The following is a 21,843-nucleotide window of genomic DNA, read 5'->3' as shown; positions in this document are numbered from 1 at the left end:
GGAAGCTCATGCCGACAGAGCGCTTTCAATTCACCGGCGAAGCCGGCCATCAACTTTCGGCCGCGCTGGAGCTACCCGACGGCGAGCCCGCGGCCTTCGCACTGTTCGCGCATTGCTTCACCTGCGGCAAGGACACGCTGGCCGCCAAACGCATCTCGGTCGCGCTCGCCGCCAAGGGCATCGCGGTGCTGCGCTTCGACTTCACCGGCCTCGGCTCCAGTGAAGGGGATTTTGCCAATTCGACGTTTTCCTCCAACGTCGCCGATCTCGTGCGCGCCGCCGATCACCTGCGTAGCCTCCGCAAGGCGCCGTCGATCCTGATCGGTCACAGCCTCGGCGGCGCCGCGATCCTCGCGGCAGCAGGCCAAATCCCGGAAGCCAAGGCGGTTGTGACCATTGCGGCACCATCCGATCCCGCCCACGTCACCGGCCTGTTCAAAGAGCATCTCGACGACATTCGAACGCAGGGTGAGGTCGAGGTCTCGCTCGCGGGGCGCCCGTTCCGGATCAAGCGCGAATTCCTCGACGACATCGCCGAGCACGAGCTGATGAAGGACGTCACCGGCCTGCACAAGGCGCTGTTGGTGATGCATTCTCCGCTCGACGATACGGTCGGCATCGACAATGCGACGAAGCTCTTCGTCTCCGCCCGGCATCCCAAGAGCTTCGTCTCGCTCGATCATGCCGATCATCTCCTGACCAAGCCGGCCGACGCACTCTACGCAGCCGACGTCATCGTGGCCTGGGCAAGCCGGTACATCGACACGGCAAAACCTGCGAAGGCGATGGATCTCCCCGAGGCACCGCGCCGGGTCGTGGTGCAGGAGACCCGCAAGAGCAAGTTCAACCAGGTCGTCAGCGTCGGACCGCACCGTCTGGTCGCGGACGAGCCGGTCGCCGCCGGCGGCGAGGATGCCGGCCCTGGTCCCTACGATCTCCTGCTCGCTGGCCTCGGGGCCTGTACCTCCATGACCATGCGCCTCTATGCCGACCGCAAGTCGCTGCCGCTCGATCGTGTCACCGTCTCGCTGAAACATTCGAAGATCTACGCAAAAGACTGCGCGGAGTGCGAGACGCGCGATGGCATGCTCGACCAGATCGAGCGCGACATCGCGATGGACGGCGCGCTCGATGCCGAGCAGCGCAAGAAATTGATGGAGATCGCCGACAAGTGCCCCGTGCACCGGACGCTGACCTCGGAAATCCGCATCGTGACCAAGGCCGTGGATTAGCGCGCTTGTGCTAGAAGCAGGACGCCATCGTCCGTACCGCCGCGGTGATCTCGCTCTCGCGCCAGGCCGCGAAGCCGAGCAGCAGGCCGTGATCGCGCGGCCTGCCCAGTGCCAAGCCGGACAGGGCACGCGTTTCAACGCCCGCTTCGACCAACCGCTTGACCGCCGCCTGATCGGCGCGGCCGCGCTTGAGGCGGGCGACGAGCTGGAGGCCGCCCGGGGGCACTTCGGCAGCGAGCACGTCGCCTAAATGGCGCTCCAATCCCTCGACGAGATGATCGCGGCGGGCGTGATAGATCCGGCGCATCCGGCGCAGATGCGCCAGGAAATGCCCGTCGGCAATGAACTCGGCCAGTGCTTCCTGGATGTGGCTCGCGGCGATCAGTCCGATGTGCCGCTGTACGATCTCGAGGATGTTGACCAGTGCCGGCGGAACGACGAGATAGCCGAGCCGGATGTCCGAGGTCATGGCCTTCGAGAACGTGCCGACATAGAACACGCGGCCATGGGCATCGAGTCCCTGCAAAGCCGGCACCGGCCGGCTGTCATAGTGGAATTCGCCGTCGTAATCGTCCTCGACGATCCAGGTCTTGCCGGGCCTGCTCAGGCCAAGAAATTCCGTGCGACGCGAGAGCGACATCAGGCGGCCGGTCGGGTGCTGGTGCGACGGCGTCATGAAGATCAATGTCGGGGCCGCCAGTCCCGGAATCCGCTGCATGCCCTGCTCGTCCAACCTCACCCCGATCACGCGCGCACCGGACGCACGGAAGGCGGCCGCGGCGCCAGGATAGCCGGGATCCTCGACCCAAACGTCGTCGCCGGGGGTGATGACGGCGGCCGCAATCAAGGTCAGCGCAGCCTGCGCGCTCGGCAGAACGAGGATCTGATCCGCCGTCGCGCGCACGCCCCTGCTGGTCGCGAGATAATGCGCCAATGCCTCGCGCAGGCGCGTCCGGTTGACCGGTCCGAGCTCGCGCTTGGCCGCGTGCACGGCGCTGCGGCGCAGGCAACGCGCCCAGACCTCGTTTGGAAACTCCCTGAAATCGCCGTGCCCGGGACGCAAGGGTCTCAGTCGCGCCTGATAAGACATCGGCCAGTCGGTCTGCGTGAGGCTCGAAGCCCAGGGCGATAGCCGCGGCTTGCCAAGGCGCATGCGAGATGCGACGGCGCCCGCCTCTGCGACGCGCTCGCCGCCGTCGACCGTGACTATCGGACGGCGGCCGTGCGACGTTTCGAGATATCCCTCGGCGGCGAGCTGCTCGAACGCATAGGTCACGGTGTTGCGCGAGACGCCGAGATCGCTCGCAAGCCGGCGGCTCGAGGGCAGCGTGCGGCCTTTGACGAGACGGCCGCTCGCGATCAAGCTGCGGAGCTGGCCCGTCAGTTGAGCCACCAGCCCCTCGTCGTCGGCTCGGTTCAGGTCGATCTGGGCGGAGATCAGGCTTTCCGGAACTGGCACCTTAATCCTTTCCTATCTGGCACTTCTTAAGGTGCCAGATAGAAGCTATCCGCAGGACCGGATTGCTTCAAGGACCTGTGAGATGAACTCCCTTTCCCCCCGCGCGGCCGTTGGCCTGTTCCTCATCGTCGTGCTGGCTTGGGGCGTGAACTGGTCGGTGACGAAGCAGCTGGTGCAGTTCGTGCCGCCGCTGTGGAGCGCGACGATCCGGAGCTGGATCGCGCTGGCTGGATTGTCCGTGATCCTCGGGCTCAGCAACAATCTAGTGATCCCGGACCGGCGTGACATTCCGGTCGTCCTCAGCGTTGCACTGCTGCACATGACGCTGTTTTCGGTTCTGGTTGCTTCGGGTCTGCGCTTCCTGCCCGCAAGCAAGGGCGTCGTGCTCGGCTACACCACACCGCTCTGGGTCGCGATCGCCGCGCCCCTGCTCGGGAAGGACACTTTGACGCCGCCGAAGCTCGCCGGCGCACTGCTGGGGCTGATCGGCCTGATCGTCATCCTGAACCCGGCCTCGATCGACTGGGCCAATACCAATGTCGTGCTCGGCGCCGGCATGGTTATCCTGGCCGCAATCTCCTGGGCCGGGAACATCATCTATATTCGCGCGCATCGCTGGATCGCCTCGCCGCTCCAGCTTCTGATCTGGCAGGTGCTGGTGGCGACTATCGTGCTGTCAGTGAGCGCGACCATCGCGGAGGGCCTGCCGCGGGTGGAGTGGTCGTGGAGGCTCGTCCTGCTGTTCCTGTATTCCGGGCTGATCGGAACGGTGCTGGCCTATTGGGCGATGTCGATGGTGAACAAGAGTATCTCGGCCCTGACGACCTCGCTCGGCACCACCGCAACACCTCTCGTCGGCATCGCCAGCGCCGCGATCCTGCTGGGCGAGCCGATCGACATGAGCCTTGCGATCGCGGCGGCGCTGATCGTCACCGGCATCGGTCTCGCAACACTTGGCGATCGCCTGCTGCGTGGTCAGGCTACCGCGAAGGGCTGAACGCGCAGCATCCCGCGCAAGCCCGCCGTCGTGCCGAGCAGGATGCCGGCAAGTGCGACAAACGAGCCGAGCGCGAGCGTCGATACGCCAGTGAGCCCCTGCCCGATCGAACAGCCGAAGGCCATCACGCCGCCGATGCCCATCAGCGCGGCGCCACCCGCCGATCGCAGCATGTGGCGTGGCGAGGAATAGCCTTCGAGATGGAAACGGCCGGTCGCAAGCGCGGTGACCAGACTGCCAGCGAAGACACCGGCAACTGTCGCGATGCCGAAATTCGGCGTCAGGCCGGTCGAGAGCATGGCGTATTGCAGGCTATCCGCGATCGGCGCGATGAAGGTGAGCGAGGTCACTGGGACGGGGTTGAAGTCATCTGCGCCGAGATAGCCAGTGACGAGCCAGCCGCCGGCGACCAGGAGACCGACGATGACGCCGGCTGCGATCTGGCCGGGCGAACGCCGGAACGCCGGGTGCGCGAAAGCAAACAGGATCAGCACGACGACGATGACGGCAGCAGCCAGCGCGCGCGAAACCGCTTCAGCCGGACCGAACACGGCCAACAATGACGGCAGCGAATTCACGTTGACCGTGGTTTGCGAGGCCTGGACAAGCGCGATGCGCGCCGGCGCGATCAGGCCCTTGAGCGTCATCTGCGCGGCGATGGCGAGCACGACCACCACGACGAAGGAGCGGAGATTGCCGCGACCGAGCAGCACCAGCGCGCGCGAACCGCAGCCGTTCGACAGCACCATGCCATATCCGAACAGAAGCCCGCCGAGAAACAGCACCGGCACCGAAAACGACTGTTGCAGGTAGATCGACTTGCCGAGATCGACCATGCCGTTGCCGGCGATGAATTGGCTCGCTGCGGTCGCAACCGCGATCGCCAACGCATAGGTGCGTACCAGCCGCCCGTCCCCCTTCGACAGCCAGCCGCGCATGCTGCTCATCAGGCAGAAGCCGCTGAGCAGGCCGACGGCGCCGTAAACCAGGCCAATGACGAGGCCGGCGAGGATGACGAGTTGGGTGGACGATTCCATCATCAAGGCTTCAGGATCACGCGATCCCGCGACGAGCCGGCAACGGCGACATAGGCCTCCTTCGCGCGTTCGAGCGGATAGACGGCGTTCGCCTTGATCGGGAACGGTTTCAGGTGTCCGCTCGCGAAGCCCGGGCCGAGGTCACGCAGCACAGCACCTGTCGCGATCGACGACAGGCCGAGCGTGTCGATGCCGACATAGGTATGTTGCCCGCGATAGAATTCGAGGATGTTGAACTGCACGATGCGGTCGATCGCGGCGATCAGGATCTGGCGGCCGCGAAGCGCGAGCGACTTGTGCGCCGCCTGGAAATAGGGATCGCCGACCGTGTTGAAGACGATGTCGGCGCCTTTACCATCGGTCAACTCGCGTACGCGTGTGGCCACATCGGTCGCGGAAGCGTCGATCACTTCGATGGACGCGTTGGTATGGCCCTCATAAGCTTCCGCCTTGCGCACCACGCCGATGACACGCGCGCCCTGCCAGGTCGCGATCTGCACCGCCGCTTGACCGACCTTGCCGTTGACGCCGAACACCAGCACCGTTTCGCCGGACTTTGGAATGCTGGCGCGGCGAAAACCCTCCATCGCGGTGACAAAGGGCACGCCGATGCCGGCGGCCTCCTCCCAGGACACGGTCTTGGGCTTATCGACCACCGCGTCGGATTCAACGACGAGATGGCTGGCGTGAGTGCCGTCGCGACGGATGCCGAGATCGCCGGAGGAGCCGAACACCTCGCGGCCGATCATACCGGCCGGTCCGTCGATCACCACACCTGCGTAGTCGCGCCCGGGCGTGCGCGGAAAGACGGCATAGGGCATTAGCCCCGTCGCGGCCTTGACGTCGGACGGATTGACGGCGGCAGCCTTGATCTCGATCAGGAGATCATTCGGACCACGCGCGAGGGTATGACGCTCGACGGCAGGTGCAAGCGCGGCGGCGTTCTCGGCCTTGGCATTGAGGCGCACGCAGCGCGCGTCGACGGCTCTGGTATCGGCTGGTGGTGACATCGAAAGGCCCACAACTTCTCGCGGGCCTTGTCGCCTTTGGGGACGGTCGAGTCAATCCGTCAAGTCAATCCTTGGGCCGCTTGTCGTAGAGCCGCTTGGCCTTGCCGAGCGAGCGCTCCAGCGTGGCCGGCGCAACCACGCTCACCCTGGAGCTGATGCCAATGGTGTTCTTGATGTGAGTAGAGATCCGGTCGGCATGATCGAGGAGACCCCGGCCGTCCCAACTCTCCGGCCGCGCCTCGGCAATGATGGTCAGCTCGTCCATTCGTCCTTCGCGGGTGAGTTCCAGAATGAAATGCCCGCCGCACCAGTCGGTGGCGAGCAGAACCTCCTCGATCTGGGTCGGGAACAGGTTGACGCCGCGCAGGATGATCATGTCGTCTGAGCGCCCCGTCACCTTCTCCATCCGCCGCATGCCCGGCCGCGCCGTGCCCGGCAACAGGCGCGTGAGATCGCGGGTGCGATAGCGGATCACCGGAAATGCTTCCTTGGTGAGCGAAGTAAAGACCAGTTCGCCCTTTTCCCCGTCGGGCAGCACCGCACCTGTGTCGGGGTCGATCACTTCAGGATAGAAATGGTCTTCCCAGATGTGCAGTCCGTCCTTGCTCTCGATGCATTCCTGGGCGACGCCGGGGCCGATCACTTCGGAGAGGCCATAGATGTCGGTCGCATCCATGTCCAAGGCATCCTCGATCTCGCCGCGCATCGCATTGGTCCAGGGCTCCGCGCCGAAAATGCCGACCTTGAGCGAGCACTGGCGCGGATCGAGCTTCTGGCGCTTGAACTCGTCGAGGATCGCAAGCATGTAGCTCGGCGTCACCGTGATGATGTCGGGCCGGAAATCGTTGATGAGCTGCACCTGCCGCTCGGTCATGCCTCCGGAGATCGGCACCACCGTGCAGCCGAGCTTTTCGGCGCCATAGTGCACCCCTAACCCGCCGGTGAAGAGGCCGTAGCCATAGGCATTGTGGATGATCATGCCGGTGCGACCCCCGGCGGCGCGGATCGAGCGCGCCATCACGTCCGACCATGTGTCGATGTCGCGTTGCGTATAGCCCACCACGATCGGCTTGCCCGTCGTGCCGGAGGACGCATGCACGCGCACCAGTTTTTCACGGGGCACGGCAAACATGTTGAAGGGATAATTGTCGCGCAAATCCGTCTTCACCGTGAACGGGAATTTCGCAAGATCCGAGAGCTCTCGAAATTGCGACGGATGCACGCCGGCCGCATTGAAGGCCTCGCGATAGTGAGCGACGTTGTCGTAGGCGTGCTTCAGCGACCAGGCCAGCCGCTGCACCTGCAGCGCTATGATTTCGTCGCGCGATGCGCGCTCGTGCGCATCCAGCTCGGCCTTATAGGTGTCGCCACCTTCCTTGAGCCTCGTCAGAGCCATCCTCGTTTCCCCGTATCATTGCTTTTCTTTATTGGTCCTGCGCCGGCAGCCAATTGCCGGAAATAACCCGCGAATGCCCGCGGAATTCGGCGATGACTGTATCGCCGGCAGTGACGCGCACGTCATAGATTCCGGAGCGGCCGCCGCGCGTGACCTCGCGCGCTTTTGCGACGAGGCGATCGCCGAGCTTGCCCGGCTTGATGAAAGTGATCTGGCCCTGCGCCGCCACGACGCGGTCGTTATGCGAGTTGCACGCGAAAGCGAAGGCGGAATCGGCCAGCGTGAAGATGAAGCCGCCATGGGCGATGCGCTGGCCGTTGACCATGTCCGGCCGCACATTCATCGCCAGCGTCGCATAGCCCGGCCCGATCTCGACGATCTCCATGCCGAGTCCTTTGGAGGCATCGTCCTCCGCCCACATCGCATCCGCGCAGGCGCGGGCAACATCCTCGGGCGACAAGGAGGCTTTGACGTTCACGCGCTTCTCCCGTCCGATTGTTTGCACACGATGTTCTGCTGCCTGGCTCAAGCTGTCAAACGTGGTCGTAATCGACCACGACCCGCTCCGACGATGGTTTCGCCTGACAGGTCAGGACAAAGCCGGCCTTCAGCTCCCAGGGTTCCAGCGAGTAGTTGATGTCCATCGGCGCCTCACCTTCCACCAGTTTGGCGCGGCAGGTCGAGCACATGCCGCCCTTGCAGGCGAAGGGTAGATCGACGCCGGCGCGCAGTGCGGCATCGAGGATCGCCTCGTCCTCGGCGACCGGCACGTCGCGGCGCTTGCCGTCGATGATCAGCGACGCGATCGCTTTCGGCGGCGCGTCCGGCGCAACGATCTTCTTCGGCCGCGGCTTGCCACCGAATTCGGAGACAAACCGTTCGACGTGGATACGATCTTCCGCGATGTCGAGATCTCGGCAGGTCGCCTCGATGTCCTCGCTCATGCCGGACGGACCGCAGATGAAGACGTGATCGACGCTTTCCGCTGGCACCAGCGAGCGCAGCAGCACCCTCACCTTGTCACCGTCGAGCCGGCCGTGCAGGATCGGAATATCCTGTTCCTCGCCCGAGATGACGTGGAAGATCGAGAGGCGGTCGATGAAACGGTCCTTGAGCTCTTCAAGCGCCTCGAGGAACATGATGTTGTCAGTCGTGCGATTGCCGTAGAACAGGAAGAAGTGGCTGTCCGGTTCGCGCGCAAGCGTGCCCTTGACGATCGACAGGATCGGCGTGATGCCGGAGCCTGCGGCAAAGCCGACATGGATGCGGCCGGCGCCGGCCGGCGGGATCACGCCGAAGCGTCCCGTAGGCGTCATCACGTCCAGCGCGTCGCCACACTTCAAATCGTCCGCCGCCCAGCTCGAAAACGCGCCTCCATCAACCTTCTTGACGGCGATGCGTATCTCGCCGTCGTCGGGGCCGGAGCAGATCGAATAGGAGCGGCGCACTTCCTCGCCATCGAGCATGGTGCGGAGTGTGAGGTATTGGCCGGGCGTGAAGGCGTAGTCGGTCGCAAGCTCGGTCGGGATGGCAAATGTCAGCGATACGGCGTCCGTCGCCTCGCGGCGGAGGTCGTTGACGGCCAGGCGATGGAAGCGTGGTGCGGCTGCTGACATGATCAATGACACTTAAAATAATCGAAGGGTTCGCGGCAGGTCCTGCAGCGCCAGAGAGCCTTGCACGAGGTGGAGCCGAATTCGGACAACAACTCGGTATTCGCCGAGCCGCATTGCGGGCACGTAACAGCCTGCTCGCCGAACAGCGCGCGGCGTGAATTCGAAGCCTGCGGCGGCGCGATGCCGTAGGCGTGAAGCTTCCGGCGGCCCTCTTCGCTCATCCAGTCGGTGGTCCAGGCCGGCGACAGCACGGTGCGGACCTTTGGCGTGCGGAAACCTGCGCGCTCCAGCGCGACCTCGATTTCCAGCGCGATCATGTTCATGGCCGGGCAGCCCGAATAGGTCGGGGTGATCGCGACCTCGACGTGATCGCCGTCGAGCACGACATCACGGAGCACGCCGAGATCGGCGATGGTCAAAACCGGGATTTCGGGATCGACCACGCTCGCCGCGGCATCCCAGGCCCGTTGGCGCAGTTCGCTATGGGGCTCCAGCACCGTCACCATGTCTGCCCCGGGAAAGTGCGCTGCATCGACTGCAGCTCGGACAGAAGATGGCCAAGATGCTCGCTGTGCCGCCCGGAACGACCGCCTTGCTGCATCCAGCCGGTCTGCGGCAACTCGAGCGTGGCTTCACTGACGACACCCGAGAGCGTCGTCAGCCAGCGACCGCGCAAGCTTCCGGGATCGACGGCGATATCGGCATGGATCAGGGCGCGCTCGCCTTCATCGACGGCAAACATCTCACCGGTGAAGGCCCAGAGATGATCGATCGCGGCCTGCGCGCGGGCGTGGCTCTCATCCGTACCATCGCCCAGCCGGATGATCCACTCCGAGGCATGGCGAAGGTGATAGGCGCTCTCCTTCTCCGACTTGGCGGCAATCGCAGCGAGCGTCGTATCGCGCGAGATCATCATGGCGCGCCAGTAGAGATCGGCGAAGGCGGAATAGAAGAACTGCCGCACCAGCGTCTGGGCAAAGTCGCCGTTCGGCTGCTCGAGGAGCAGCAGATTGCGATACTGCCGGACATCGCGAAGGTAGGCGAGCTTGTCTTCGTCGTTGTCCTTGCCTTCGGCTTTGGCTGCGTAGGTGTAGAGTTCGCGGGCTTGGCCGATGAGGTCGAGCGCGATGTTGGAGAGCGCCATGTCCTCTTCCAGCATTGGCGCATGTCCGCACCATTCCGACAGCCTGTGTCCAAGGATCAGTGCGTCGTCGGCGCGGCGCAATGCGTAGAGCACCAGCGGCGTCTCTGAGACCTGGATGTTCGCGGCGGGCATCACATGTGCCCCACTTCGTCTGGCACTTCGTAAAACGTCGGATGCCGGTAGATCTTCGATTCCGCCGGCTCGAACATCATGCCCTTGTCCGCGGGATCGCTTGCGGTGATCGCCGTCGACGGCACGACCCAGATCGAAAGACCCTCGCCGCGACGGGTGTAGATATCGCGGGCGGCCTGCAAGGCCATCGTGGCGTCGCTCGCATGCAGCGAGCCGACATGCTTGTGCGCGAGCCCGTTGCGGCTGCGAATGAAGACTTCCCACAGCGGCGTGTTCGGCGTGGCCATCGCGATCTCCCTACTCTGCCGCTTGTGCAGTTCGACGCTGCGCGCGCTTTGCGGCATAGGCCTCGGCCGCCTCGCGTACCCAGGCGCCTTCGTCATGCGCTTTGCGGCGCGCAGCCATCCGGTCACGGTTGCACGGGCCGTTGCCGGCGAGCACCTGCTTGAACTCGGTCCAGTCGATCTCGCTGTAACGCCAGTGCCCGTCCGCATCCTGAATCATGCCGGGATCGGGAATGGTGAGGCCGAGATATTGCGCCTGCGGCACGGTGGCATCGACGAACTTCTGGCGCAGCTCGTCATTGGAGAAGCGCTTGATCTTCCATTTCGTCGAGGTGTCGCTGTGCTGGCTGGTGGCATCGGGCGGTCCGAACATCATCAGCACCGGCCACCACCACCTGTCCAAGGCATCCTGCGCCATCGCCTTCTGCTCGTCCGAGCCGCGGCACAGCGTCAGCATGATCTCATAGCCCTGGCGCTGGTGGAACGACTCCTCCTTGCAGACGCGGATCATCGCGCGCGCGTAAGGACCGTAGGAGCAGCGACACAGCGGGATCTGGTTCATGATCGCCGCGCCGTCGACCAGCCAGCCGATGGTTCCGATGTCGGCCCAGGTCAGCGTCGGATAGTTGAATATCGAGGAATATTTTGCCTTGCCCGCGAGCATGGCGTCGACCAGCTCTTCGCGCGAAGTGCCGAGTGTCTCGGCCGCGGCATAGAGATACAACCCGTGGCCGCACTCGTCCTGCACCTTGGCGAGCAGCGCGGCCTTGCGGCGCAAGGACGGCGCGCGCGTGATCCAATTGCCTTCGGGCAGCATGCCGACGATTTCGGAATGAGCGTGCTGGGAGATCTGGCGCGTCAGCGTCTTGCGATAAGCCGCCGGCATCCAGTCGTTCGGCTCGATGCGCTCTTCGGCATCGATGCGCGCCTGGAACTGCGCAGCTTTGGCCGCGTCCTCAAGACCGCGATCATCGGTCTCGGTCGTGTTCAGCGCCTGGGTATACATGCGCGTCCTCCCATTTTATTGAGAGGGAATATATAACAAGAATTATCTCATGCAAGATATTTCTGTAACATAATGATCAAGTCGCGAATCGCCTTTCCAGCAGCTTCCGCGCCGGCAGCAATGGCCCCTTCTCATTGGTTCCATGGCCATCAAGCCATTGTTCCGATGGGGCAAGCAGCGCGCGATAGATGTCGCCGCACAGAGCGCGGGCGGCCTTGCCCGGCCAGTTCGCCGGAAGCAGGCCCTCGGGCAGCAGCGGATCGCGCAACACGACGCGGCGGTAGTGGTGGATCAGGAGGATGCGCGCCGTGAAGGCGTCGGCCTCGGACAGTTCTGTGCCGCGCCCGATCGCCGCGCGCAGCGGCTCGAAGGTCTTCATGAACTTGAGATAGGCGTCCGCGGTGCGGTCCAGCGGCCAGCTCGCGCTGAGCAGCCGGCGGCCGCTGTCATCCTCGGCGGAGACTTCCAGACGGATGGCGCCCGCGGCCTCGTCCGGCACTGGCACGCCTGATGGGGCGACCCACACGCCCGGAAGCGGGCTGCCGAAGCCGGCATTGCGCAGCGCCTCGCGCGAGGCGTCGCGATCCTCGCCATTGCCGATCAGCAGCAGCTCGAAGCGCCCGGTCCAGTCGGACGGCGGCGGATCGTAGATATGGCGCGTCGCGGCCTCGAAGATCTGGCGGCCCTTGTCGGCTAAGCGGTAGAAACTATTGCGGCCGACCTTTTCGCGCGTCAGCCAGCCATCGGCGGCAAGCCGCGACATCGCGGTACGCACCACGCCGCTGTCGATGTCCAGGCTCTCGAAGAATTCCAGCAGCGTGCCGAGCCATACCGAACCGCCACGCGGCACGATGGCATCGCCGAACACCGTGATGACGATGGAGCCGGTGCGCGACGGCTCGCGCTTGAGCTGCTCGATGATGCGGGACAACGGATGCGCCATGCGCGAGGCATAGCGCGTTTGGTGCGGGCGCGACAATGGACGGGTGCGACGCTCTTCTCCCTCTCCCCGTTCTTACAGGGAGAGGCAAAGAACTACCGATGCGGATCGGGATAGACCACGCTGCGCCAGCCGCTGCGGTCGAAGGGCCGCCACTGGCCTTCCTTCTGCGCGAGGCGATCGGCGACGGCATAGACCGCAGCCGGGTGATGGCCCATGCCGCAATGGCTGCTCTCGATCTCGATGCTCTCGGTCTGCGCGCCCGACTTCTCCATGCAGCCCTGCCAGGCGCAGACGCCGTCGGTGCGGCTGAAGATCGCCGTGGTCGGCACCGGCGGCGGGACGGCGAGGTCGCCGCCGAACTGCGGATCGACCTCGTCGGACTTCCGGCCGCTCGCCCATTCATAGACGCGCCAGGCATTGGTCGAATGCGGATTGCCGGCAAAGGGGCTGCCGAGCGTGATCACCTGGCGCACACGGTCGGGCATCATCTTGGCGAGCTGGCGCCCATAGAGGCCGCCGAGGCTCCAGCCGACCAGGCTGATGTTGCGGCCGTGCCTGTCGCTGAGCTCCTGGACCAGGTCGACCATCGCGTTCTGCACGCCCTCGCGCAGGCCATAGTTGCGGCCTTGGCGCCAGCCGCTCACCGCATAGCCCTTGCCGGACAGAAAGGTGCGCAGTGCACGCGTGGACCCGTCGGAGGCCACGAGGCCCGGCAGAACCAGCACCGGATGCCCATCGCCGCGCGGCGCAAGGCTGAGCAGCGGCAGCGCGCCGAGGAATGCGCCGAACTCGTGGATCGCGCGCCCTTCCAGGAACATCAGGGTGCGGGACGGCGGGCTCAGCGTCTGGGCAGTAGCGGTCATCAATGGTCCCCTTGGGAGCTTGCTGAAAAGGCCACCCGGTTGTGTGCCGGCAAATGGGTATGGGATTCCAACACGCCGGCTTCTTGATCGTTCCGCAACGCAACATGAATCAGCTAGGCAGCGGGTTCCCGACATTCAAGCGGGAGACACACCGGCCCACAATAGGCCCGCGCGTTAATGCTGGCGTCCGTGACGCAAAAGTCACAACAATCGAAGCAGGAATTCTACGGAGTAAAGCGCAAGACCCGCGAGCCCGCCGATCAGCGAGCCGTTGAAGCGGATGTACTGCAGGTCGCGGCCAATGTTGATTTCGATCAGCGAAATCAGCTGCGCCATATCCCACGATTTGACTTGGTCGGAGATGAAGGTCGAAACGCCGCTCTTCTGGTCCGCGACGAAGCTGCGCAGCACCGCGACCAGACCCTTGTTGATCTCGCCGCGCAGCTCGGCATCGCCGGCAAGCGCTTCGCCCGCCGCGACACACATTCCGGCGAGATGATGCTGCAGCACCTGCGTCTCGCCGCTTGCGCTACGCTCGATGAAGGACCGTGTGTTGGCCCAGACGGTGCGGGCGAGATCGGCGAGCTCGGGACGCGCGAGCAGATCGCGCTTCAAACCGTCGATGCGGTCGATATAGGCCTGGTCGGTGCCGAGCCGGTCGACGAAGCTCAGCACCATGCGATCGAACTCGCCGCGAAAAGGATGTTTGGGATCGCTGCGCACTTCATTGAAGAAAGCGGTGGCGGAGGCCACGATCTTGTTCACCAGGAACTTGTCGGCGCGATAGAGCCTGAGCAAGGTCGGCAATTCCGCGCGCACCTTCTCGCGGATCATCGCCATCGTCTCGGTCTGGTTCAGCGTCTCGTGCATCACGCGCAGGAGATCGTCGAACAGGATCTGGTGCCGCCCTTCCGCGACGAAACCGCGCAACGTGCCGGCCGCGAGCGGCGCGAGGTCGATGGCCTGGAGCTGCGAGGACATGCGGCGGACGATAAAGGTCATCAGACCGGAGCTCTCGGTGGCGGAGACAGCCTCCGGCAGCAGGCGGAGCGCAAAGCGCGCGAGATCATCGCTGCGCTTGCGATCGCGCAGCCAGTCGGCAACGAAGGAGCCGAAATCGATCTCCTTCAGCTTGGCCTCGACGGGAGCAGCCTCGAGGAAATGCACCTGGATGAATTCGCCGAGCTTGTCGGCGATACGGGCCTGGTTGCTCTGGATGATCGCGGTGTGCGGGATCGGCAGGCCGAGGGGACGCTTGAACAGCGCCACCACCGCATACCAGTCAGCGAGACCGCCGATGGTCGCGGCTTCCGCGAAGGCCGCGATGAATCCGAACACGGGATGCACGGGCAGCAGCCATTTCGCGACGACGAACAGAACAAGCGTCGAGCCCAGCACCAGCGTCGCCAGCGCTTTCACGCGGCGAAGCTCGGCTGCACGTTCAGCATCGCCGGGGGAGTCGAAAGAGAAGGTGCCTGATGGAGTCATCACAGCATCACCCTATCCGTCATTGCGAGCGAAGCGAAACAATCCAGAGTCTTTCCACGGAGGCAGACTGGATTGCTTCGCGGAGCCTGTCATCGGGCCGCGCTTCGCGCGGACCTGTTGGCTCGCAATGACGGCTGCGGCGCAAAAACAAGGCCCGCCGAAGCGGGCCTCAAATTCAGTTTCTCGTCTCAGGCAGATCAGGCGGTCTTGTTGTAGACCTTGGCGAAATTGTCCTGAGCGGACTTCGCACCGTTGGCGGCGAGCTTGCCGAAATAGTCGGTGGTCGCCTTGGCGCGCGAGACGAACGCTTCGCCGCGGGCGCGGAGCAGGCCGGACTGGATCTCGACGGCTTCGCTGAACGACTTGGCGGACGCAAGCTTGTCGATGCCCGCGAAGAACGCCTCGGCGTCCTCGTAGATCGCCTGCTGGATGTTGCGGCTGATCTTGCCGGCTTCGGTAACCGACTCGGTCACCGCGTTTTCGACGGCGGCGGTCACGCGCTCGGAGCCAGCGAACACCTCGGCAGCACGGTCCTTGGCGGTATTGGCGGACTTCTTGACGAACTCGCGGGCGGCCTCGGGAACTTCCAAGTTCTGGATGTTCTTGAACGCGTCCTTGAAGCCTTCGAAAGCGGTGTTGGTTTCGGCGGTCATTGGGGTCTCTCCATCCTCATTGGGTTGAGCTATGGGCTCACCCCGTCCGGCTTTGGCCCGGGGCACGGCTTATATGGCATAGTTAATTGTGCGATGCAATATTCATATTGCAGTGCGATATCACGAAACCGTGAATAGCCTTAATGAGAGGCAATCTGGCGCCTCCCTGACCATCCGGGTTCCCGGACACCCGTCCGGCGGTTCTCAGTGCTGGACGGCACCCGGCAGCCCATAGGCCTCCATCTGGGCCTGGACCTGCGCGATGTTATAACCGAGCACGACGATGTCGTGGGTCTTGCCATCGACGTCCCGGACGTGGTCGCGCAGCAGCGCCTCGGCCTTGAAGCCGAGGCTCTCGAACAGCGTGATCGCCGCCTGCTGATCGACCGTCATCTGGACCGAGAGCTTCTCGAGGCCGGCGCCGAGCGCGAGTGCGAAGGTCTCCTGTGACAGCGTCCGTCCCACCCCCTTTCCGCGCACGTCGAGCGAAACCACCATCCGGATCTCGCCGACATGGGGCGACCAGGAGTGCGGATCGCGCACCAGCGTGCCGCAGCCGACGACCGTGCCGCCCCTGACCGCGAGCAGGCTCGTGATCGCGCCGCGCTCGATCTCCTTGACCCAGGCGGAGAGCACCTTCGGCTCGCTGATGTTGCGCGGCAGGAACAACAGGTCGTGGGTCGGCAGCCCCTTGCCGAAGGCGAGCACCGCGGCTTCGTCCGCCGGCGACATCAGGCGGATCTCGATATCGCCGGCGTCCGTTTTGATGTGACGCGGATAGGAACGCTGCTCACTCATGTCGATCTCTTCCCCAGCCAGGAATCCAGTTTCGGCCACAGCCGCTTCACCGCATTGGCGCCGGCGACGAGCGAGACGTGACCGCCCTTCAGCATCACCTCCTCCTTGTCCTCCGATCCAATCTTGGCGATCAGGTGCTTTGCCGCCTCATACGGCACGATGTGGTCGTGTTCCGCCACCGCATGCAGGAACGGCACCTTGATGTCCTCGAGCTTCGCAGCACGGCCGCCGACCGACATGGTGTCGTTGAACAGCTTGTTGTCCCACATCAGGTCCTTGGTGATGGTGCGGAAATATTCGCCGGCCAGCGGCAGCGTGTCGGTCGCCCAGCGGTCGAACATCCGGTAGGATTTGACGAACTCGTCGTTCCAGATGTTTTCCCAGAGTTGGATCTGGCTGACGGTGCGGGAGGCCGGGCGCAGCATCTCGAACGACGACAGGATCATCTCGGGCGGCACGTTGCCGACGCTATCGACGAGGCGATCGACGTCGAAATAGCGACGGTCGGAGAAGTTCGAGAACAGCTTCATCTCGCGAAAGTCGATCGGCGTGGTGAAGCAGATCAGATTCTTCATCGGCCCGTCCCTGTGGATCGAGCCGTAGAGCAGCGACAGCACGCCGCCGAAGCAATAGCCGATGACGGAGACGTCCTGTTCGCCGGAATCCTGCTGCACGCGGCGGATGCAGTCCGGGATGAAGTCGAGGACATAGTCCTCCATGCGGAGGCTCTTCTCCTCCGGCCGTGGCGCGCTCCAGTCGAGCATGTAGACGTCGTAGCCGCGCTTCAAGAGGAACTCGATGAAGCTCTGGCCGGGCACGAGGTCGAGAATGTAACCGCGATTGGTGGTCGCCATCACGATCAAGATCGGAATTCGATAGATCTCGTCGGACATCGGCCGATAATGGTAGAGGCTCATCGTGCCGCGCGAATGCAGCACGTCCTTAGGCGTCGAGCCCAGCGTGGGACCGGACGTCGAGAAATATTCGACGCCCTTGATGCTGCGCTGGATGGCGCGCTGCACCTCGGACTGGATGCGCTCCGGGATCCCTGCGAAATCTAATCCGGCGGGTGCATTCATGCCTGCTCTCCGCCTTCAGACGGCGGGCGCTTGGTGCGCGGCGGGCGCAATGCAGTATCGGAGCCCTGAGAAATGCCGGAACTTGCCGCCATCTGGCTCAGCATCGACTTGATCTCAACGATCTGTCCTTCGATGGACTGCAGCCGTTCCGCAAGGCCGGTGACCTGGTCCCGGCTCGGCAGATTCATGGAGACCAGATATTTCTCCATGAGCTCGCCGAGCTGCTTCTGAGCACCTGCAGCAACGCCGCCGGCCCGGTTCACGGCTTGCGAAAACTCGGGCGACGACATGGCCTGGTTGGCGAAGGAGTTGAACCCCTTTTCCATCTCGCCAATCATCTTTTGCCACACGGCGATGGGGTCGTTGCTCTTGTCGGTCATCGGCGTCCTCCTGAAATCGAGAGCTTCGATGCCCTTCCCTTTTTTCGCCATACCACACCGTTGCGCGGTGCCGGTCAACCGGCAAGCAGCGGGTTCGGTGTCGCGAACGCGGCTTCATTGCGAGGGGAAACCGTGCGATACAGCATCAATCAAAAGCCGAGGGAACGCACCCGTGAATGCCTATCAGCCGCCGCAAACCGTCCGCGCCAACGGCATCGACATCTGTTACGATATTTTCGGCAACGACAACGCCGAGCCGCTGCTGCTGATCATGGGGTTGGGCGCCCAGATGATCCACTGGGATGATGCGTTCTGCGAGCAGCTCGCCGCGCACGGCTTTCGCGTCATCCGGTTCGACAATCGCGACATCGGCAAGTCGAGCCATCTCACAGGCGGCAAGCGTCTGACGCCGCTCGAGCTGTTGAAGCTCCGCTTCCTCAGGATTCCCGTGGCCGCAACCTACAAGCTGATCGACATGGCGAAAGACACTGTCGGGCTGATGGATGCGCTCGGCATCAAGTCGGCGCATCTGGTCGGGGCGTCCATGGGCGGCATGATTGCGCAAGAAGTGACGTTGTCGTTTCCCGAGCGCGTGCGCTCACTGACATCGATCATGTCGACGACCGGCAATCCGCGCGTGCCGCCCCCGACACGTGAGGCCGCCGCGATGCTGATGGCGCCGCCGCCGCGCAGCAAGGAGGAGTTCATCGTCCGCTACGGCCAGACCTGGAACGTGTTGCGAGCCGGGTCCTTTCCGGAGGAAGAGGCGCTCGATCCCGGTCGTGCCGAACGCGTGTTCGCGCGCGGGCTCAATCCGGCCGGCGTCGGCCGGCAGCTCCGCGCGGTGCTCGCCTCCGGCAGCCGCAAGGAGCGGCTGCATGGCGTGAAGACGCCGACACTCGTCATCCATGGCACCGTCGATCCGCTGGTCCGTCCCGAGGGCGGCAGGGATACGGCAGAGTCAATTCCGGGCGCCAAGCTGCTGATGATCGACGGCATGGGCCATGCGCTGCCGATGCGCTTCTGGCCGGAGATCATCGGCGCCATCGCCAAGCATGCAAATGGAGCGGCAGCGCAGGCGGCCTAGACCGGCGCACAAGGTCTCCTCGCGGTGACCATGTGAGCTGCCGGTTACTCTCTTAACGCGAGCCGGTGCGAAAGCTATACAGGTCTTCCTTTCAACGGGCAGGAAGAGGCTGCAGCCTCTCGGAGTTCACATGCATCACATCGTCCGGTCAGCCGCGATCGTCGCTGCTTCAGTCATCACGCTGTCCCTCGCCAGCGGCGCCGCGATGGCGGGTAGCGCGCAAGAAGAAGCCAACCGCAAAACTGTCCTTGCCTTCTACGAAAAGGGGCTCAACCAAAAGGATGCCGATGCAGCCCTCGCCTATGTCGGCGACCGTTATGTCCAGCACAATCCAAACGCGGCCGATGGTCCGGACGGTTTCCGAAAGTTCATCGGCTTCCTCCGCGAGAAATTCCCGAACTCACACAGCGAGATCAAGCGCAGCTTCGTGGATGGCGACTACGTCATCCTGCACGTTCACGCGGTTCGCGAGCCCGGCAGCAGGGGCAACGCGATCCTCGACATCTTCAAGCTGGAGAACGGCAAAGTCGTCGAACACTGGGACGTCGTTCAGGCCATCCCCGAAACTCCCGCGAACAACAACACGATGTTCTGACGGATTGAACCGGCTGCTGCACGGACGGCCTAGCTCTTCCTGGCCATCCAGATCACGTGACGCGCGCCACCGCCTCTTCCGGTAGCGCGGATATTGACTTCGTTGACGTCGAAGCCGGCGCTTGCGAGCCGCTTGGTGAAGGCCGGGTTGGGTCCCGAGGACCAGACCGCGAGCACGCCGCCCGGCCGCAGCGCCGTCTTCGCAGCCTTCAATCCGCTCGCATCGTAGAGCGCATCATTGCCCTTCCGGGTCAGCCCTTCCGGTCCGTTGTCGACGTCGAGGAGAATGGCGTCGAAGGCCGACCGCCGCGCGCGGATGATGTCGCCGACGTCGGTTTCCCGGATGCTCACCCTGGGATCATCGAGACTGTCGCCGAACACCTGCGCCATCGGGCCCCGCGCCCAGGCGACCACCGCCGGCACGAGCTCGCAGACCACGATCTTCGCCTTGCCTCCCAGCACGGTGAGCGCCGCACGCAGCGTAAAACCCATGCCCAGGCCGCCGATGAGGACGACAGGTTTCGCGACCGTCTCGATCTGCTTCGCCGCGAGTGTGGCGAGCGCGGCCTCCGAGCCCGACAGGCGGTTGTTCATCAGCTCGTTGGTGCCGAGCTTGATGGAAAACTCCTTGCCTCGCCGCATCAGGCGAAGCTCTTCATCGGAGCCGGGGATTTTGGCGGTATCGATCTTTTCCCAGGGAATCATGCAAGAGCTTTAGCATGTCCCGGCCGCCGGCCTACCCTCCCGCCCACACGTCCAGCACATACCGGTTCTTCGCGCCCATCTCCTCGATCCAGCCGGCAGCCGTGGCGGCATCGCTGCCGCTCTTCTCGCGATGGATCGCGACCAGCGCCGCCTTCACGTCGGGCTCCATCTTGCTGCCGTCGCCACAGACATAGACGATCGCGCCCCGCTCGATCAGCGGCCAGACCTTGTCCTTGTGCGCGGTGAGGAGGTGCTGCACATAGGTCTTCGGGCCCTCCGCGCGCGAGAATGCCGTGAACAGCTCGGTGATGCCGCTCGCCGCCAGCGCCTTCAGCTCGTCCGCGTAGAGAAAATCCTGATCGGGATGCCGGCAGCCGAAAAACAGCATGGCCGGACCGAGCGCGGCGCCCTTGGCCTTGCGCGCGGCGCGCTCCTGGAGGAAGCCGCGGAACGGCGCCAATCCCGTGCCCGGGCCGATCATGACGATCGGCACGGACGGATCGTCCGGAAGGCGGAAGCCGGCCTTGGTCTCACGCACGGTTGCATGGATCACGTCCCCCGCGCGCCGATTGGCGAGATAGTTCGAGCAGATACCCTTGTAGGTGCCGCGGCCGGAGGCGGCCGGTCCTTCAACCACGCCGACCGTGACGCTGCAACGAACCGGGTCGACCGACGGCGAAGACGAGATCGAATAATAACGCGGCGCCAGCAGCGAGAGCATTTCCAGATAGACGTGGAACGGCAATTCGCAGGCCGGATATTCGAGCAGCAGATCGAACACCGATTTCCGCCTGGCCAGAATCTCGCTGCGATAGCGCTCGAGTGTTTCAGGCTCCTCGCCCACGAAGGCCAGCAGCTTCGGCTTGGTCACCGGGCAGCGGGTGTGCTCGGCCATGATCTGGATCTGCTTCCGCGTCGCCACTTGCTGGAGCTCGACGAACTCGCTGAGCAGGCGACCAACCGACACGGCATCGCCCACCGGCAATTGCGCGCGGCGGCCTTCGGCGACCTGAAGCCTGATCTGGTCGGCCGGCAGGAAGCCGAAGCGACGGGCAACCGAATCCACCAGCGTCGGGTCGTTGCGCGGGACCACACTCAGATGGTCGCCGACCCGGTACGTGATGTTGGACGGCAGCTGCACCTCGATGTGGCGTGTCGAACGCTCCGACGGATTGGACCCGGCCTTGTTCTGGAGCTCGTCATTGCCCAGCACCTTCATGGCAACCGCGCCGCCCTGGGCGACGATGGTGTTGACGGCGGTCACCGCGACCGGCTCGATCGCGTAAAGCGGATCGTCCTCCGCGGTACGGGTGAAATTCCAGTCGATGCCGAATTCCTTGGTCGCGACCTGGGCGGCTGCCGGGAACCATTTCTGAAACTGGCCGTCGAGATCGCTGCGCGCATCGCCTTCGCCGCGCGGATAGACCGCGCGCGCGCCATGCGCCGACAACTGTTCGTCGATGAAGCGAGGCACCGATTGATAGGTCGCGGCCCAGTCGCTGTTGCCGCAGCCGAACACGGCGTATCGCACATTGGCAAACGCATCCTTCGGCAGCTCGTCGCCGAGCCATTTGACAAATTTCGTCGCATTGTCCGGCGGCGCCCCGTTATAGGAGGCGCAAATGATCAGCACGCCGCCCTCCCGCGGCAGCTTGCCGACGTAATCGTCGAGCGGCCCGAGATGCACGGCAAAGCCGTTGATTTCGGCAAGATCGGCCATCCGCGTCGCCAGCTCCTCGGCGGTGCCGAGATTGGAACCGTAAAGCACCAGCATTGGCGTATTGTGGCCGGGACGCGCGGTGGGTTGGCGCGGGGGGGGGGGGGGGGGGGGGGGCGCCCCGCCCGGCCCCCCCCCCCCCCCCCCCCCGCCCGGGGGGGGGGGGGGGGGGGGGGGGGGGGGGGGGGGGGGGCGGGGGGGGGGGCGGGGGGGGGGGGGGGGG

The 21,843-nt window shown here is 64.4% G+C and carries 22 protein-coding genes and 1 pseudogene; 4 read left to right on the top strand and 19 right to left on the bottom strand.

Going from position 1 to position 21,843, the window contains the following annotated elements; all coding sequences use genetic code 11:
- Positions 1 to 8 precede the first annotated feature (8 nt).
- Positions 9 to 1,232 carry a bifunctional alpha/beta hydrolase/OsmC family protein gene (locus tag AC0L3P_RS36160; RefSeq protein ID WP_354056474.1) on the top strand — a complete coding sequence of 408 codons (1,224 nt, stop codon included), beginning with the start codon at positions 9 to 11 and terminating at the stop codon, positions 1,230 to 1,232.
- 10 nt (positions 1,233 to 1,242) lie between these two features.
- Here the strand turns inward: AC0L3P_RS36160 and pdxR are convergent, their stop codons facing one another.
- Positions 1,243 to 2,691, bottom strand: coding sequence for a MocR-like pyridoxine biosynthesis transcription factor PdxR (gene pdxR / locus AC0L3P_RS36155; protein ID WP_354056476.1), 1,449 nt, complete (start codon positions 2,689 to 2,691; stop codon positions 1,243 to 1,245).
- 82 nt (positions 2,692 to 2,773) lie between these two features.
- Here pdxR and AC0L3P_RS36150 point away from each other — a divergent pair, with 82 nt between their 5' ends.
- Positions 2,774 to 3,688 carry a DMT family transporter gene (locus AC0L3P_RS36150; RefSeq protein WP_473308925.1) on the top strand — a complete coding sequence of 305 codons (915 nt, stop codon included), beginning with the start codon at positions 2,774 to 2,776 and terminating at the stop codon, positions 3,686 to 3,688.
- On the opposite strand, the gene AC0L3P_RS36145 is transcribed toward AC0L3P_RS36150, so the two are convergent.
- From AC0L3P_RS36145 to AC0L3P_RS36070, 16 genes are all read right to left on the bottom strand, one after another.
- Positions 3,667 to 4,725: a YeeE/YedE family protein gene (locus AC0L3P_RS36145; RefSeq protein ID WP_354057519.1), complete on the bottom strand. Its 1,059-nt coding sequence runs from the start codon at positions 4,723 to 4,725 to the stop codon at positions 3,667 to 3,669. The genes AC0L3P_RS36150 and AC0L3P_RS36145 overlap by 22 nt on opposite strands.
- A gap of 2 nt (positions 4,726 to 4,727) precedes the next feature.
- A complete protein-coding gene (locus AC0L3P_RS36140) occupies positions 4,728 to 5,735 on the bottom strand; it encodes a quinone oxidoreductase family protein (RefSeq protein WP_354056482.1) in 1,008 nt (335 codons plus the stop codon).
- Between the two features lie 64 nt (positions 5,736 to 5,799).
- A complete protein-coding gene (gene paaK, locus AC0L3P_RS36135; RefSeq protein ID WP_354100837.1) occupies positions 5,800 to 7,131 on the bottom strand; it encodes a phenylacetate--CoA ligase PaaK in 1,332 nt (443 codons plus the stop codon).
- 28 nt (positions 7,132 to 7,159) lie between these two features.
- Entirely contained in the window at positions 7,160 to 7,609 is a 450-nt protein-coding gene (gene paaI / locus AC0L3P_RS36130) for a hydroxyphenylacetyl-CoA thioesterase PaaI (protein ID WP_275170513.1), read from the bottom strand.
- A 55-nt stretch (positions 7,610 to 7,664) separates the two neighbouring features.
- Positions 7,665 to 8,747 (bottom strand): 1,2-phenylacetyl-CoA epoxidase subunit PaaE, encoded by a 1,083-nt coding sequence (paaE, locus tag AC0L3P_RS36125; protein WP_354056484.1) that lies wholly within the window; start codon positions 8,745 to 8,747, stop codon positions 7,665 to 7,667.
- 2 nt (positions 8,748 to 8,749) lie between these two features.
- Positions 8,750 to 9,253 carry a 1,2-phenylacetyl-CoA epoxidase subunit PaaD gene (paaD, locus tag AC0L3P_RS36120; RefSeq protein WP_354056486.1) on the bottom strand — a complete coding sequence of 168 codons (504 nt, stop codon included), beginning with the start codon at positions 9,251 to 9,253 and terminating at the stop codon, positions 8,750 to 8,752.
- Complete coding sequence (paaC, locus tag AC0L3P_RS36115) at positions 9,247 to 10,023, bottom strand: 1,2-phenylacetyl-CoA epoxidase subunit PaaC (RefSeq protein WP_275170510.1); 777 nt, start codon at positions 10,021 to 10,023, stop codon at positions 9,247 to 9,249. Before paaC ends, paaD begins: the two co-directional genes overlap by 7 nt.
- Entirely contained in the window at positions 10,023 to 10,310 is a 288-nt protein-coding gene (gene paaB, locus AC0L3P_RS36110) for a 1,2-phenylacetyl-CoA epoxidase subunit PaaB (RefSeq protein WP_211396968.1), read from the bottom strand. Before paaB ends, paaC begins: the two co-directional genes overlap by 1 nt.
- Positions 10,311 to 10,320: 10 nt before the next feature.
- Positions 10,321 to 11,313 carry a 1,2-phenylacetyl-CoA epoxidase subunit PaaA gene (paaA, locus tag AC0L3P_RS36105; RefSeq protein ID WP_354056487.1) on the bottom strand — a complete coding sequence of 331 codons (993 nt, stop codon included), beginning with the start codon at positions 11,311 to 11,313 and terminating at the stop codon, positions 10,321 to 10,323.
- Positions 11,314 to 11,389: 76 nt separating this feature from the next.
- Positions 11,390 to 12,256, bottom strand: a complete 867-nt coding sequence (gene paaX, locus AC0L3P_RS36100) for a phenylacetic acid degradation operon negative regulatory protein PaaX (RefSeq protein WP_473308924.1) — start codon at positions 12,254 to 12,256, stop codon at positions 11,390 to 11,392.
- 92 nt (positions 12,257 to 12,348) lie between these two features.
- On the bottom strand, positions 12,349 to 13,119 hold the full coding sequence (locus AC0L3P_RS36095; RefSeq protein ID WP_473308923.1) for an esterase/lipase family protein: 771 nt from the start codon (positions 13,117 to 13,119) through the stop codon (positions 12,349 to 12,351).
- Positions 13,120 to 13,320: 201 nt separating this feature from the next.
- A complete protein-coding gene (locus AC0L3P_RS36090; RefSeq protein ID WP_473308922.1) occupies positions 13,321 to 14,607 on the bottom strand; it encodes a DUF445 domain-containing protein in 1,287 nt (428 codons plus the stop codon).
- A 197-nt stretch (positions 14,608 to 14,804) separates the two neighbouring features.
- A complete protein-coding gene (locus AC0L3P_RS36085; protein ID WP_473308921.1) occupies positions 14,805 to 15,260 on the bottom strand; it encodes a phasin in 456 nt (151 codons plus the stop codon).
- Positions 15,261 to 15,464: 204 nt separating this feature from the next.
- Complete coding sequence (locus AC0L3P_RS36080) at positions 15,465 to 16,058, bottom strand: GNAT family N-acetyltransferase (protein WP_473308920.1); 594 nt, start codon at positions 16,056 to 16,058, stop codon at positions 15,465 to 15,467.
- Positions 16,055 to 17,137 (bottom strand): PHA/PHB synthase family protein, encoded by a 1,083-nt coding sequence (locus AC0L3P_RS36075; RefSeq protein ID WP_007593822.1) that lies wholly within the window; start codon positions 17,135 to 17,137, stop codon positions 16,055 to 16,057. The genes AC0L3P_RS36080 and AC0L3P_RS36075 overlap by 4 nt, the downstream gene beginning before the upstream one ends.
- Complete coding sequence (locus AC0L3P_RS36070) at positions 17,134 to 17,517, bottom strand: hypothetical protein (protein ID WP_473308919.1); 384 nt, start codon at positions 17,515 to 17,517, stop codon at positions 17,134 to 17,136. The genes AC0L3P_RS36075 and AC0L3P_RS36070 overlap by 4 nt, the downstream gene beginning before the upstream one ends.
- A gap of 172 nt (positions 17,518 to 17,689) precedes the next feature.
- On the opposite strand from AC0L3P_RS36070, the gene AC0L3P_RS36065 reads away from it, so the two are divergent.
- Both AC0L3P_RS36065 and AC0L3P_RS36060 read left to right on the top strand, forming a co-directional pair.
- Positions 17,690 to 18,604 carry an alpha/beta fold hydrolase gene (locus AC0L3P_RS36065; RefSeq protein ID WP_473308918.1) on the top strand — a complete coding sequence of 305 codons (915 nt, stop codon included), beginning with the start codon at positions 17,690 to 17,692 and terminating at the stop codon, positions 18,602 to 18,604.
- 130 nt (positions 18,605 to 18,734) lie between these two features.
- Positions 18,735 to 19,199, top strand: coding sequence for a nuclear transport factor 2 family protein (locus tag AC0L3P_RS36060; RefSeq protein ID WP_473308917.1), 465 nt, complete (start codon positions 18,735 to 18,737; stop codon positions 19,197 to 19,199).
- Positions 19,200 to 19,228: 29 nt separating this feature from the next.
- Here AC0L3P_RS36060 and AC0L3P_RS36055 read toward each other — a convergent pair whose 3' ends face one another.
- Positions 19,229 to 19,903, bottom strand: a complete 675-nt coding sequence (locus AC0L3P_RS36055; protein WP_473308916.1) for a spermidine synthase — start codon at positions 19,901 to 19,903, stop codon at positions 19,229 to 19,231.
- A 31-nt stretch (positions 19,904 to 19,934) separates the two neighbouring features.
- Positions 19,935 to 21,764 (bottom strand): annotated as a pseudogene (locus AC0L3P_RS36050) (diflavin oxidoreductase); the annotation flags it as partial.
- Positions 21,765 to 21,843 lie beyond the last annotated feature (79 nt).

The sequence above is a fragment of the Bradyrhizobium sp. WSM4874 genome (assembly GCF_055811835.1).
Note: the sequence above shows the minus strand (reverse complement) of the source record. Positions and strands in the feature narration are given on the sequence as shown.

Coding starts and splice junctions, on each gene's coding strand:
- AC0L3P_RS36075 (WP_007593822.1), bottom strand. CDS start 17,137: ATGAATGCACCCGCCGGATTAGATTTCGCAGGGATCCCGGAGCGCATC.
- AC0L3P_RS36160 (WP_354056474.1), top strand. CDS start 9: ATGCCGACAGAGCGCTTTCAATTCACCGGCGAAGCCGGCCATCAACTT.
- paaX (WP_473308924.1), bottom strand. CDS start 12,256: ATGGCGCATCCGTTGTCCCGCATCATCGAGCAGCTCAAGCGCGAGCCG.
- paaC (WP_275170510.1), bottom strand. CDS start 10,023: ATGCCCGCCGCGAACATCCAGGTCTCAGAGACGCCGCTGGTGCTCTAC.
- AC0L3P_RS36150 (WP_473308925.1), top strand. CDS start 2,774: ATGAACTCCCTTTCCCCCCGCGCGGCCGTTGGCCTGTTCCTCATCGTC.
- paaA (WP_354056487.1), bottom strand. CDS start 11,313: ATGTATACCCAGGCGCTGAACACGACCGAGACCGATGATCGCGGTCTT.
- AC0L3P_RS36085 (WP_473308921.1), bottom strand. CDS start 15,260: ATGACCGCCGAAACCAACACCGCTTTCGAAGGCTTCAAGGACGCGTTC.
- AC0L3P_RS36095 (WP_473308923.1), bottom strand. CDS start 13,119: ATGACCGCTACTGCCCAGACGCTGAGCCCGCCGTCCCGCACCCTGATG.
- paaE (WP_354056484.1), bottom strand. CDS start 8,747: ATGTCAGCAGCCGCACCACGCTTCCATCGCCTGGCCGTCAACGACCTC.
- paaK (WP_354100837.1), bottom strand. CDS start 7,131: ATGGCTCTGACGAGGCTCAAGGAAGGTGGCGACACCTATAAGGCCGAG.
- paaD (WP_354056486.1), bottom strand. CDS start 9,253: ATGGTGACGGTGCTGGAGCCCCATAGCGAACTGCGCCAACGGGCCTGG.
- AC0L3P_RS36060 (WP_473308917.1), top strand. CDS start 18,735: ATGCATCACATCGTCCGGTCAGCCGCGATCGTCGCTGCTTCAGTCATC.
- AC0L3P_RS36145 (WP_354057519.1), bottom strand. CDS start 4,725: ATGGAATCGTCCACCCAACTCGTCATCCTCGCCGGCCTCGTCATTGGC.
- AC0L3P_RS36080 (WP_473308920.1), bottom strand. CDS start 16,058: ATGAGTGAGCAGCGTTCCTATCCGCGTCACATCAAAACGGACGCCGGC.
- AC0L3P_RS36070 (WP_473308919.1), bottom strand. CDS start 17,517: ATGACCGACAAGAGCAACGACCCCATCGCCGTGTGGCAAAAGATGATT.
- AC0L3P_RS36055 (WP_473308916.1), bottom strand. CDS start 19,903: ATGATTCCCTGGGAAAAGATCGATACCGCCAAAATCCCCGGCTCCGAT.
- paaB (WP_211396968.1), bottom strand. CDS start 10,310: ATGGCCACGCCGAACACGCCGCTGTGGGAAGTCTTCATTCGCAGCCGC.
- AC0L3P_RS36090 (WP_473308922.1), bottom strand. CDS start 14,607: ATGACTCCATCAGGCACCTTCTCTTTCGACTCCCCCGGCGATGCTGAA.
- AC0L3P_RS36140 (WP_354056482.1), bottom strand. CDS start 5,735: ATGTCACCACCAGCCGATACCAGAGCCGTCGACGCGCGCTGCGTGCGC.